Below are 12,126 nucleotides of genomic sequence, written 5' to 3'. Positions count from 1 at the left end.
GACACGACCGGCCAGAGCAGACCGTCACGCCGTTTCGTCGCCATTCCGGCCCGTCTCTCTCGCAAGACGGGCTGCCTTCAATCTTTCGCGTTGCTCGCGCCGAGCCTCGGCTTCGGCTTCCAGGATGCTCCGGGCCGTGGCGGTCGTCCTGTCCAGTGCAGTTGGAGGTCCCGGATCGTAGGCCTTGTCGTTCTTCACTGGTGGGACCAGAGCGTTCCCCCAAAGGAGCGCCTCGCTGATCTGCGAATCCTTCGAGCCAGGGGCGGCTGGACCACCCCTGGATTTTTTCTGCTTCATGCCAGCGCGAGGTTAGCCGCAGAGGACCGGCCGTCGCGGCCGTCTTCAATATCGAAGGTCACGGCCTGACCGTCCTTCAACTCTGAGAGTCCGGCTCTTTCAAGCGCGGAGATATGGACGAAGATGTCCTTCTTGCCGTCAGCGGGCTCGATGAAGCCGAAGCCTTTGGTGGAATTGAACCATTTCACGGTACCGGAAGCCATTATCATATTCCTTTCGGGATGCCGCCCACGACATGCGGCGGCCTGGCAGCTTAATGTCGAAAGCCGAGCCACAGGGGAGCAGATAACGATTTTCAGGATGCCCGCGCATTTTACGCCGCCGCCATCGAAAAGGCAAGCGGTCCTCGACATCGACCGGCGCCGGTCAGCTTGCGACCCGGCAGATGTGCCCCATCTTCCGCCCGGCCTTGATCTCGGCCTTGCCGTAGAGATGCACCGCCACCCCCGTCTCGCTCGCCAGATCGGCGACCCGCTCGACATCCGCGCCGATCAGGTTCTCCATCACCACGTCCGCATGACGCGAGCCGTCCCCCAAGGGCCAGCCCGCCACGGCGCGGATATGCTGTTCGAACTGGTCCACGACACAGCCGTTCTGGGTCCAGTGGCCGGAATTGTGGACGCGGGGGGCGATCTCGTTGACCACGAGGCCGGCGGGGGTGACGAAAAGCTCCACCCCCATCACACCGACATAATCCAGCGCGTTCAGGATCTTCGCCGCCAGCAGCACGGCGTCGGTGCGGGCCGGGGCCGGCAACGTCGCGGGAACGGTCGTGGTGCGCAAAATGCCCTCGCGGTGGACGTTCTCTCCGGGATCGTAGCAGGCGACGGACCCGTCGAGGCCGCGGGCGGCGATGATCGAGATTTCCGAGGTGAACTCGACAAAACCCTCGAGGATCGCCGGGGCGCCCTCGAGCGTGGCCAGCGCGGCCGAGGCTTCGTCGGGCGACATGATCCGCGCCTGACCCTTGCCGTCATAGCCGAAGCGGCGGGTCTTGAGGATGGCGGGTGTGCCGATCTCCTCGATCGCCTGCGTCAGGGACTCTGCCGTGAGTATATCGGCATAGGGGGCTGTTTGCAGGCCGAGCCCGGTGAGAAAATCCTTTTCCGTCAGACGGTCCTGCGAGACGCGAAGCGCCTCGCGGCCGGGACGGATGGGTTTCAGCGGCTCCAGCAGGTCGAGGGCCGAGGTGGGGATGTTCTCGAACTCATAGGTGATGACGTCGACACTGTCGGCAAAGCGGCGCAGGGCGGCTTCGTCGGTGTAGTCGGCGCGCAGGTGATAGTTGGCCACATGCGCGGCGGGGCAGTCGCCGCCCGGTTCGAAGACGCAGGTCTTCATCCCGAGGCGCGCCGCCGCGACCGAGAGCATGCGGCCCAGCTGACCGCCGCCGAGGATGCCGATGGTGGAACCGGGGGAAAGGGGATCAGTCATCTGCGGGCTCGTCGGGAATGGAGGCGGAGAGGGCCTCGCGCCAGGCGTCGAGGCGGACGGCGAGGTCGGGGTCGTTCAGCGCGAGGATGCCGGCGGCCATGAGGCCCGCATTGGCGGCTCCTGCCGCGCCGATGGCCATGGTGGCGACCGGGAAGCCCTTGGGCATCTGGACGATGGAATAGAGCGAGTCCACGCCCGACAGCGCCCGGGTCTGGACGGGCACGCCGATGACCGGGACCCGTGTCTTCGAGGCCATCATGCCGGGCAGGTGGGCGGCGCCGCCGGCGCCCGCGATGATCACCTGAAGGCCGCGGCCGGCCGCCGCCTTGCCGTAGGACCAGAGCCGGTCGGGCGTGCGGTGCGCCGAGACGATCCTGGCCTCGTAGGCCACGCCCAGTTCGTCGAGGATGGTCGCCGCCTCCTTCATCGTGGGCCAGTCGGACTGGCTGCCCATGATGATGCCTACCTTCGTGTCGCTCATTTCGGCCTCCGCAGGGTCAGGCTTCGGGTTATACGGGCTGTGCGGGGATGTGCAATTGCCTCGGGTCCCGCGCGGGCGGGCCTGCCCGGGCGTGCGGGGAGAGGCGCGCGGACATGCCGGGGCGTCGGTCAGGCGATGATGTCGGGGGTCAGCCTGTCCTCGATCTGGGCGATCTTGTCCTTGAGGAGGAGTTTCTGCTTCTTGAGGCGCTGCAGGGTCAGCTGATCGGCGGCGCTGCGTTCCTGGAGGGCCGAGATCGCCGCGTCCAGATCGGCATGCTCGCGGCGGAAGACCTCGAGTTCGACCCGGAGCACCTCGTCGGTCTTCATCGAGATGTCGCTGCGCGCGTTCATGGCGCGATTCCCCTCTGGTTGCAGGCTTTCGACTATAGCCGGTGTTCCCGCCCGTCGCAAAGGGCTTGCGCGGGGAAGACGGGCTGCCCATATTCCGAGGACCGGGTCGCCGAAACGGGGCCCGCAGACTGTCGCTTTGCGTAGAAGGACGTGTCATGACGAAGATGACCCTGGGGGCGCACCCCTACATGCTGGGTTTCGAGCAGCTCGAACGGCTTCTCGAACGGTCGGCCAAGACCGGAAACGACGGCTACCCCCCGTTCAATATCGAACAGACCTCGGATCGCTCGTACCGGATCACGCTGGCCGTGGCCGGTTTCTCGGAGGCGGACCTGAGCATCACCCTGGAAGACAGCCAGCTGGTGATCCGCGGCCGCCAGACCGAAGAGGGCGAAGGGCGGCAATATCTGCACCGGGGTATTGCCGCGCGGCAATTTCAACGCAGTTTTGTACTGGCCGAGGGTGTCGAAGTCGGGGACGCGATCATGGAAAACGGATTGCTGCATATCGACCTGACACGGGTCGAGCCCGAGAAAATCGTCCAGACCATCAGCATCAAGAAGGGGGCGTCATGAACACGAGTTACGAGATAGCAGAAGACGCGCGGCCCATCGTCTACGTGCGCGCCGTGAAGGTGGCCGATCTGCCCGAGGACGTGCAGGCGCAGGTCGAGGGTCTGGACGAGCTCTATGCCGTTCACGATTCCAGCGGCGAGCGCCTCGCGCTCGTGAAGGACCGCGATCTGGCCTTCGTGCTGGCGCGGCAGAACGAAATGGAGCCGGTGACGGTTCACTGATGCGGGCGAGGGGCGGCCTGGGGCCGGGAAACCCGGATTGATGGCCGCCGTGTCGAGGCATGTGGGGCGTCTTCCCGCCCTGCGCACACGTCCCACGGTATGGGCATGACTGCACGGGAGAGTTTCCGGATCGGCGATCAGCACGTCGCGCCCGGCCGCGTGGCCTCGGTCGATCTGCCGGTCTCGGTCCTGCCCGATCACACGCCGGTCTCGCTGCGGGTCACGGTCATTCACGGCCGGCGCGACGGGCCCTGCGCCTTCGTCAGCGCCGCCGTCCACGGAGACGAGGTGAACGGGGTCGAGGTCGCGCGCCGCCTGCTGGGGCAAAAGGCGCTCCGGTCTCTGCGTGGCACGCTGCTTGTCGTGCCGATCGTCAACACCTTCGGCTTTCTCAACCGGTCGCGCTATCTGCCCGACCGGCGGGACCTGAACCGGTCGTTCCCCGGCAGCGAGGGCGGGTCGCTGGCGGCCCGCCTCGCCCATCTCTTCCTGAACGAGGTCGTGCTCCGGTGCGATTTCGGGATCGACCTGCATTCCGCCGCGACCAACCGCACCAACCTTCCGCAGGTCCGGGTCTCTCCGGACGACACCCGATTGATGGAGCTGGCCCGGGTCTTCGGCGCGCCGGTCATCATGCCCTCGACCGAGCGGGCCGGGTCGCTTCGCGCCGAGGCGCGCGAGCGGGGGGTCGAAACCCTGCTCTACGAGGCCGGCGAGGGGCTGCGGGTCGACGAGCACTCGGTCCGGATCGGGGTCGCGGGCATTCTCAAGGTGCTGCGTCATCGCGGCATGCTGTCGGGACGGGGGCCGGTACCGGGCCGCCCGCCGTTGCTGGCGCGGCGCAGTCTCTGGGTGCGGGCGCCGGGGGGCGGGTTGTTGTCCAGCTACCGCGAGGACGGGCAGAGGGTGGCCGAGGGCGACCTTCTGGCGCGGGTGGCGAACCCTTTCGGCGGCGAAGAGGTCGAGGTGCGCGCCCCGGTCGAGGGCATCGTGATCGGACGGGCCGTCATGCCGGTGGTCAACGAGGGCGACGCCGTCTTTCACCTGGCCGAGATCGAGCGCCCCGTGAACGAGGGCGTCGTTCTGGAAGAGATCACGAAGCATCTGTCGCGCGATCCGCTCTTCGACGAAGACGAGATCATCTGAGGCTGCGTCGCACCCGCGATTTGCCAACACCGGCAATGCGCTAAATCATGAAGGCCGCCGGCCCGGGACCGGGCCGCGGAATTCGGAAGGTTGGCGCAGATGACGGACGACGCATTCTTCGGGTTCGACACCTATCACATCATTCTCGTCATGCTGGGCGGGGTGATCATCCTTGCCCGGTGGCTGCCGCGGCTCGTGTCGCAACGCGAACCGGCCGCGGCGCCGTTGCTGATCCTGTTCGGCGCGGCCTTCGTCCTGATCCTGCCCGAGGCGCGGCCCCTGCCGGACCCGCGCGAGCATCCGCGCGCATGGGAGTTGATCAGCGAACTGACGGTCATCGTGTCGCTCTTCGGGTCGGGGATGCGGATCGACCGGCTGGGAACCTGGTCCGACTGGAGGCCGACGTTCCGGATGCTTGCGGTGGCCATGCCGCTGACGATCCTGACCCTGGCGCTGCTGGGGACGGGGATCGCCGGGATGACACTTGCGGGGGCCATTCTGCTCGGCGCCGTGCTGGCGCCCACGGATCCGGTTTTGGCGGCGGATGTGCAGGTCGGGCCGCCGCTGGAAGGCAAGGAACACCCCGTCCGCTTTACCCTGACGACCGAGGCGGCACTGAATGACGGGCTGGCCTTTCCGTTCGTGTACCTCGGGCTGATCGTGGCGGCGCAGGGCTTCGCGCCGCAGGCCTGGCTGGCGGAATGGGTGCTGCTCGACGTGATCTATCGCATTGCCGTCGGGTGCCTTACGGGTTGGCTGGGCGGCAAGGCGCTTGGATACGTGCTGTTCCGCATCCCGGGCAACGCGACACTGGCCGAGACCGGATCGGGCGTGGTGGCGATCGCGGGCGTGCTGCTGTGCTACGGATCGACCGAACTGGTCGAGGGCTATGGCTTTGTCGCGGTGACGGTCATGGGGCTGTCGCTGCGGCGCATCGAACAGGAGGACCGATTCCACCGGAAGCTGCACGATTTCTGCGAGGCGATCGAACACGCGCTGACGGCCGGGCTGCTCGTGGCGCTCGGGACGATGCTGCCCCTGCTTCTGGCCGATCTCGAACTGTCGCACGTGGCGATGGCCCTGATCCTCCTGTTCGTCATCCGGCCGTTGTCGGGTTGGGTCGCGCTTGCGGGGCTGCGGATGCCCTCGGCCGACCGCGCGATCGTCTCGGTCTACGGGGTCCGGGGCATCGGGTCGATCTATTACCTGTGCTACGCGGGATCCCACATCGAATTCGTCGACGAGCATTCGCTGTGGTCGCTCGTCGCGCTGGTGATCCTGGCCTCGACCCTGCTTCACGGCTTCAGCGTGGGCTGGGCGATGGCCCGCGCGACCGACCGCTGAACGCAGACAGGCTGCCCCGATGGGGCAGCCTGCGTCACGCTCGGAACGCGGCGTTCAGTGCGCCGCGATCAGGCCGAGGCTTTCCAGCTTGAGGATCACCTGATGCGCGCAGTTGTCGACATCGACATTCTCGGTCTCGACGCGCAGCTCGGGGTTTTCCGGCACGTCGTAGGGATCGGAGATCCCGGTAAATTCCTTGATCTTGCCCTCGCGCGCCAGCTTGTAGAGGCCCTTGCGGTCGCGGCGTTCGCATTCCTCGAGCGACGTGGCGACATGGACCTCGAGGAAGGCGCCGTATTGCTCGATATCCTCGCGCACGGCGCGGCGGGTCGCCGAGTAGGGCGCGATCGGCGCGCAGATCGCAATGCCGCCGTTCTTGGTGATTTCCGAGGCGACATAGCCGATACGCCGGATGTTGAGGTCGCGGTGTTCCTTGGAGAACCCGAGTTCGGACGACAGGTTCTTGCGGACGATGTCGCCGTCTAGAAGCGTCACGGGGCGGCCGCCCATCTCCATCAGCTTGACCATGAGCGCATTGGCGATCGTCGACTTGCCCGAGCCGGAGAAGCCGGTGAAGAACACGGTGAAGCCCTGTTTCGAGCGCGGCGGCCGGGTCTTGCGAAGCTCCCGGACCACTTCGGGGAACGAGAACCAGTCGGGGATCTCCAGCCCCTCGGCCAGGCGGCGGCGCAATTCCGTGCCCGAGATGTTGAGGATGGTGACGTCATCCTTGTCCGCGATCTCGTCGTTGGGTTCGTATTGCGCCCGTTCCTGCACATAGACCATGTGTTTGAACGGCACCATCGTGATGCCCATTTCCTCTTCGTGCTGCTTGAAGAGCTCCTGCGCGTCGTAGGGGCCGTAGAAATCCTCGCCCTGAGAGTTCGAACCGGGACCGGCGTGATCGCGGCCCACGATGAAGTGGGTCACGCCGAAGTTCTTGCGGATCAGGCCGTGCCAGACGGCTTCGCGCGGGCCGGCCATCCGCATGGCGAGGGGCAGAAGCGACATCGTGGTGGTCGAGCTGGGATATTTGTCCAGCACGGCTTCGTAGCAGCGGACGCGGGTGAAGTGATCGACGTCGCCCGGCTTGGTCATGCCGACGACCGGGTGGATCAGCAGGTTGGCCTGGGCTTCCTTGGCCGCGCGAAAGGTCAGTTCCTGGTGCGCACGGTGCAGCGGGTTGCGGGTCTGGAAGGCCACGACCTTGCGCCAGCCGAGCTTGCGGAAATAGGCGCGCAGCTCGTTCGGCGTGTCGCGTCGGGCGCGGAAATCGTAGTGAACCGGCTGCTGGATGCCGGTGATCGGGCCGCCGAGATACACCTTGCCGGCGGTGTTGTGCAGATAGTTCACGGCCGGGTGGGCATCGTCATCGGCGCCGAAGACCATCTCGGCCTCTTTCGCCTTGTCCGGCGTCCAGCGGTCGGTGACGGTCATGGTGCCGAGGATCACGCCCTCCTGGTCGCGCAGGGCGATGTCCTGTCCGATCTCGATGCTGTCGGCGAAGGCCTCGGAGACGTCCAGCGTGATCGGCATCGGCCAGAGCGAGCCGTCCGCCAGGCGCATGTTCTCGACCACGCTGGTATAGTCCGCTTCCGTCAGGAACCCCTTGAGCGGGTTGAAGCCGCCGTTCATGAGCAGTTCGAGATCGCAGATCTGGCGCGGGGAGAGATCCCAGCTGGTGAGGTCCGCGGCTTCGATTTTAAGTTTCTGAGCGGACTCGTATGAGACGAAAAGCTCGGGGATGGGGGCGAGATTGGGCGTGGACATCGGGTACTCTCGAAAAATTGCGGTTCGGCACGACGGGGCGCTATATGGGCTGCTCCTTAGTCCCGGCACGAAACGGATGGCAAGCGGCTAGTCGGAAATGGGGCGAATTTGCGGCACTTCTGCCGCGGCGCAGCGCCCTATTGGTGCGCGATGGTGTAGGAATCCGTCGTGGGCGAGATACTGTTTCGTCGGGTGCGCTCGGTCTCGCGCTGCCGACTGTCGGACCCCGGAATCCCGGTTCGGTCACGAATCGCAGCAGGTGGCGAAGATCCCCTGCGAAAGGGCGTGGAATGATCCGGCATGCACGGTGTTCAGCACGTGTCGCCGGACCATGTAGCGGGTCGTTGCATTCTCCGGCGCAGCAACGGAATACCTCGTTTCCCCCGGCGCGGTGGCGCCGATCTTCTCGAAGACGCCGTCCGGTGTTTCACGATAGACCCAATAGGTTCCGTCCTCGCGGTCGCCGGTCGACCATGTGAGGGTGACGCGGTCGTCCGATCGCTTCGCCATAAGTTCGCCCGGCGGTTTCACGGGAAAGGCGTGCAGCGTCGGATCGCCCAGAAGATTGCCCCAGATCGGGTGGATGAAGGGGTATTGTCCGGTCGGCAGGTATTCGGTCTCGAAAAAACCCTCTCCCGCGGGCGGGCCGTTGTTCACCGTCCGGAGCTGCGCGTCGCCAATCGTGCGGCCGAGCGCCATCGCGTGGATTTGCCAGGCCGGCCGGCCGCCCCATGCCACCGCCAGGGCCTCGCTCGGATCGGTCAGCATCGCGGTCATGGCGTTGCCCGGCCGCTCGATGCTCAGCTTGTTGCTGCCGAAGTTGATCGCAAAGACCGGCCGGGCCCTGTGGCCCTCCGCGATATAGTCCCAGCCCTTGTAGTTGCCGAAGTCCACCCCCCAGAGCCAGCGGCGCTCCTGTCCGGTGGTCTGGTGGCCGCCTTCGACCATCGCCTCGGGACCGACGATATTGGCGAGTCCGTTCTTCTCGACCCCGAGATGTCCGACGCTTCCATAATAGGCGTTCCGCAACGCGGGCCCTTCACCGTGCCGCCAGGCATGGTTGCGATCGAAATACGCCCGGAGATAGCCGATCTCTTTCTCCGGTGCCTCCCGCGTGAAGTTCGTGAAGTCGATACGCCCCACCGAGGCTTCGATCCGACCGTCGGGAATGCGGCTCGGGACGAGCGTACCGTCCGGCTTCGCCGGCCAGGTTCCGTCGATGTCGGCATAGAAGAGGTCGGACCCGAACGCCCGGATCTTGTGCCCGTCCGGCGCCGTGCTTCCGCTCATCACGAGGGGCACATGGCCGACGAGGATGATCGAGACATCGCCCCGGCCGCCCGCCTCGTGCAGGGCCCGGATGCGGTCCTTGAGCTTGCGTGCCCTGGCGAGTTCCTCGGTCTTTTCGATGCCGCGCCCGCTCGGGGTCTGCAATCGCCTGACGTGCCAGCCATCGCCGGTCAGGTCGTCGTGGAATCGGTCGAGTTCCGGGCGCAGGTCGTCCGCGATGCTCTCGTCGATCACAAGGATCGCGGTGCCGCGCGTTTCGGTGGCGGGAATTTTCGTGCCGGCGACGTAATGCCCCTGATCGTGCAACTGCTTGGCGAAACGGCGGACGCGATATTCCCAGGCGACGCCGGGGGCCGCCTCGTCGTCGCGAAAGGCGACGACCGGACCGATCTGGGGGGCGATGACCCGCCACGGGTCCTTGAGGTAATCGTTGAGGATCCGCCGGCTGACCTCGACGTTTCCGACACGCTTCGGACTGGCGTCGGGCCAGATCAGGCGCACCGTTCCGGACGAGACCTGCGCATCGAGCGGCAGGCTTCCCGGCATTGTCATCCGGTCGGCCTGCGCCTGGGCGCCCGCGATCGAAGCGATGGCGGCGAGGGCGAAGGTCAGGGCGCGGCCGCCCCCGGCGTGGGCAGGGCGTCGGCGGGGCGTCACGTCCTTCGTTCGCCCCGCATGTCCGGTCGTGTCGCTGGTGCTGGCCATGCGCGCGATGCTAGCGGGTCCGACGGGCGGCATTCAAGCCGCGCGCGGCTCAGACGCCTTCCGTTTCCGGAGCGCCGTACCCGAGGGGCAGGGTGGTGTCCCGGCTTTCGACGTCGCCCTGTTCGGCGAGGAACTTCTCGGCGTCCAGCGCCGCCATGCAGCCCATGCCGGCGCTTGTCACCGCCTGCCGGTAGACATGATCGGTCAGGTCGCCCGCCGCGAAAACCCCGGGAATCGATGTCCTGGACGTACCCGGCTCGACCTTCACGTAACCGCCGTGGTGCAGCTCCAGCTGGTCCTTGACCAGTTCCGAGGCCGGCGCGTGGCCGATCGCGACGAAAACGCCCTTGGTCGGGATCTCCGAGACCTCGCCGGTGTCGACGTGCCTGACCCGGACCGCCGTGACGCCCTTGGGGTTGTCCTCGCCCACGACCTCTTCGAGGACGTGATGCCAGAGCGGTTCGATCTTGGGGTTCTTCATCAGCCGGTCGACCAGGATCTTTTCGGCCCGAAGCTCGTCGCGCCGGTGGATCAACGTGACCTTGCTTGCGAAATTGGTGAGGAAGAGGGCCTCTTCCACGGCCGTGTTGCCGCCGCCGATCACCACGATCTCCTGCCCGCGATAGAAAAAGCCGTCGCAGGTCGCGCAGGCCGAGACGCCGAAACCCTTGTAGGCCTCTTCGCTGTCGAGCCCCAGCCACTTGGCCCGGGCGCCGGTGGCCAGGATGACGGCGTCCGCCGTATAGGTCACGCCGCTGTCCCCCCTGGCGGTGAAGGGGCGGTTCGACAGGTCGAGGTCGGTGATGATGTCGCCGATGATCTCGCAGCCCATGGCCTTGGCATGGGCCTCCATCCGCACCATGAGGTCGGGGCCCTGGACCTCGGTGTCGCCGGGCCAGTTCTCGACCTCGGTCGTGGTGGTCAGCTGCCCGCCCGGCTCGATCCCCTGCACGAGGATCGGGTCGAGCATGGCCCGGCTGGCATAGACGCCGGCGGTATACCCGGCCGGACCCGAGCCGATGATGAGAACTTTGGTGTGGCGAGTGTCGGACATGCTGCGACTCCGGGGATGGCGCGGAAGGGATTCCGGATTATGTAGGGGGTCCGTGCAGGCGCTGCAACCAGACCGCGCGCGGGCAGGATGGCACATGTTGCGCGAGTGTGAAACATTATTGCGCACGGTCCCGCCGCTGCTATAACAAACGCAAATTCAGGAGGCACGAATGGCGGGCACCCGTCTGGACGCGATTGACCGGAAGATACTGGCCGAGTTGCAGGCCGACGGACGCATGACCAATGTCGAGCTCGCCAAGAGGGTCGGCATTTCCGCGCCCCCATGCCTGCGCCGGGTCCGCACGCTTGAAGAGGCGGGCTTCATCAAGGGATACCATGCGCAGGTCGATAGCCGCGAACTGGGATTCGAGGTGCAGGTCTTCGCGATGGTCGGCCTTGTCAGCCAGGCCGAGACCGACCTGTCGGCCTTCGAGGCGCGGTGCCGGGACTGGCCGCTGGTCCGGGAATGTCACATGCTGAACGGAGAGGTGGATTTCATCCTGAAATGCGTCGCGCCCGACCTGTCGACCTTCCAGTCGTTCCTGACCGGGCAGTTGACCGCGGCCGAGAACGTGGCGAGCGTCAAGACCTCGCTGGTCATTCGCGGCGCCAAGGACGAGCCCGGCGTGCCGTTCGACATACTCGAGGAACGGCTGAGCCGGACCGCCTGACCTCAGGCCGCCTCGTCGCCGAGGGATCGCAGCGTCAGCCGCGGATGGGCGAGCTGGCCGAAATCGGTCGCGCGCCGGATGTGCGGGAACATCGATACGAAGAGGTCGCGGGTGTGGGCGCCCATCTGGCCCAGGATCGTCATGCCGGGATGGAAGGTCTCCATGTCGAGGCCGCAGACGCGGATCGTGCCGTGATGGCGCAGGCAGATGTGGTAGGTGTCGGTCGCCATGCGCGGGGCGATCCCGATCACGCTGTCGCCGTCGATGTAGTCGCGCAGGGGGGTGTAGGCGAACTTGTCTCCGCAGGCGAACCGGTCGCCTGTCGGGCGGTGCAGCATCCGGGCGCCCGGGCCGGCCAGGAGATCGAGTTCGGGCTGGGCGGTGCCGAACCGGCCGGCGGTCACCCGGGTGAGAAGCTTGCCGCTATGGGGCGAGGGGATGTGGGTCATGATGCCGATCCACTGGACAGGTTGCGGTCCCCTCTCTCGCGTCAGGACCTGCATGCCCGGCCGAAGGTCCTCCACCGCGACGTCTCCCGTCTCGGTCGCGATCAGCGAGCCATGCGCGAAGGCGTTGAATGCGCTCTGAAATTCCGGCGAAGAGGGCGCCCGGACCTCCTGTTCGCCAAACCCGTTCTCGGTCGCGTACATCGTGTAGTAGGGCCGCATCGCGGGCAGCGGACGACTGCTGCGGGATTGCGGGAAATAGGCCGCCTGGGCGGATGGTAGAGGACCAGTCATCAGCAACACCTTTGCTCGGCGTCACATCCGTGTCGGCCCCCACCGA

The 12,126-nt window shown here is 66.4% G+C and carries 13 protein-coding genes; 5 read left to right on the top strand and 8 right to left on the bottom strand.

Features of this window, described 5'->3' with window-relative positions:
- Nucleotides 1–293 precede the first annotated feature (293 nt).
- The 4 genes from OB2597_RS11205 to OB2597_RS11190 form a co-directional block, all read right to left on the bottom strand.
- On the bottom strand, nt 294–500 hold the full coding sequence (locus OB2597_RS11205) for a cold-shock protein (RefSeq protein WP_009805677.1): 207 nt from the start codon (nt 498–500) through the stop codon (nt 294–296).
- 163 nt (nt 501–663) lie between these two features.
- Nucleotides 664–1,731, bottom strand: coding sequence for a 5-(carboxyamino)imidazole ribonucleotide synthase (locus OB2597_RS11200; protein WP_009805676.1), 1,068 nt, complete (start codon nt 1,729–1,731; stop codon nt 664–666).
- A complete protein-coding gene (purE, locus tag OB2597_RS11195; RefSeq protein ID WP_009805675.1) occupies nt 1,724–2,212 on the bottom strand; it encodes a 5-(carboxyamino)imidazole ribonucleotide mutase in 489 nt (162 codons plus the stop codon). The genes OB2597_RS11200 and purE overlap by 8 nt, the downstream gene beginning before the upstream one ends.
- 128 nt (nt 2,213–2,340) lie before the next feature.
- Nucleotides 2,341–2,565 carry a YdcH family protein gene (locus OB2597_RS11190; protein WP_009805674.1) on the bottom strand — a complete coding sequence of 75 codons (225 nt, stop codon included), beginning with the start codon at nt 2,563–2,565 and terminating at the stop codon, nt 2,341–2,343.
- Between the two features lie 155 nt (nt 2,566–2,720).
- Here OB2597_RS11190 and OB2597_RS11185 point away from each other — a divergent pair, with 155 nt between their 5' ends.
- From OB2597_RS11185 to OB2597_RS11170, 4 genes are all read left to right on the top strand, one after another.
- Nucleotides 2,721–3,140, top strand: a complete 420-nt coding sequence (locus tag OB2597_RS11185; RefSeq protein ID WP_009805673.1) for an Hsp20 family protein — start codon at nt 2,721–2,723, stop codon at nt 3,138–3,140.
- Entirely contained in the window at nt 3,137–3,361 is a 225-nt protein-coding gene (locus OB2597_RS11180; protein WP_009805672.1) for a DUF1150 family protein, read from the top strand. The genes OB2597_RS11185 and OB2597_RS11180 overlap by 4 nt, the downstream gene beginning before the upstream one ends.
- Nucleotides 3,362–3,466: 105 nt before the next feature.
- Nucleotides 3,467–4,507: a succinylglutamate desuccinylase/aspartoacylase family protein gene (locus OB2597_RS11175; RefSeq protein WP_040609713.1), complete on the top strand. Its 1,041-nt coding sequence runs from the start codon at nt 3,467–3,469 to the stop codon at nt 4,505–4,507.
- A 99-nt stretch (nt 4,508–4,606) separates the two neighbouring features.
- Entirely contained in the window at nt 4,607–5,851 is a 1,245-nt protein-coding gene (locus tag OB2597_RS11170; protein WP_009805670.1) for a cation:proton antiporter, read from the top strand.
- Between the two features lie 54 nt (nt 5,852–5,905).
- On the opposite strand, the gene OB2597_RS11165 is transcribed toward OB2597_RS11170, so the two are convergent.
- The 3 genes from OB2597_RS11165 to trxB all read right to left on the bottom strand — a co-directional run bounded on the left by OB2597_RS11165 (nt 5,906) and on the right by trxB (nt 10,670).
- The gene (locus OB2597_RS11165) at nt 5,906–7,621 is read right to left on the bottom strand and encodes a bifunctional sulfate adenylyltransferase/adenylylsulfate kinase (protein ID WP_009805669.1); all 1,716 of its coding nucleotides are present in this window, start codon (nt 7,619–7,621) and stop codon (nt 5,906–5,908) included.
- Between the two features lie 243 nt (nt 7,622–7,864).
- Nucleotides 7,865–9,616: a hypothetical protein gene (locus OB2597_RS11160; protein WP_148234720.1), complete on the bottom strand. Its 1,752-nt coding sequence runs from the start codon at nt 9,614–9,616 to the stop codon at nt 7,865–7,867.
- 49 nt (nt 9,617–9,665) lie between these two features.
- Nucleotides 9,666–10,670, bottom strand: coding sequence for a thioredoxin-disulfide reductase (gene trxB, locus OB2597_RS11155; RefSeq protein ID WP_009805667.1), 1,005 nt, complete (start codon nt 10,668–10,670; stop codon nt 9,666–9,668).
- A 169-nt stretch (nt 10,671–10,839) separates the two neighbouring features.
- Here trxB and OB2597_RS11150 point away from each other — a divergent pair, with 169 nt between their 5' ends.
- On the top strand, nt 10,840–11,340 hold the full coding sequence (locus tag OB2597_RS11150) for an Lrp/AsnC family transcriptional regulator (protein ID WP_009805666.1): 501 nt from the start codon (nt 10,840–10,842) through the stop codon (nt 11,338–11,340).
- A gap of 2 nt (nt 11,341–11,342) precedes the next feature.
- Here OB2597_RS11150 and OB2597_RS11145 read toward each other — a convergent pair whose 3' ends face one another.
- Nucleotides 11,343–12,080 (bottom strand): Hint domain-containing protein, encoded by a 738-nt coding sequence (locus OB2597_RS11145; RefSeq protein WP_040609711.1) that lies wholly within the window; start codon nt 12,078–12,080, stop codon nt 11,343–11,345.
- Nucleotides 12,081–12,126: the final 46 nt, after the last annotated feature.

Origin of the sequence: Pseudooceanicola batsensis HTCC2597 (assembly GCF_000152725.1) — a bacterium.
GTDB lineage: Bacteria > Pseudomonadota > Alphaproteobacteria > Rhodobacterales > Rhodobacteraceae > Pseudooceanicola > Pseudooceanicola batsensis.
Note: the sequence above shows the minus strand (reverse complement) of the source record. Positions and strands in the feature narration are given on the sequence as shown.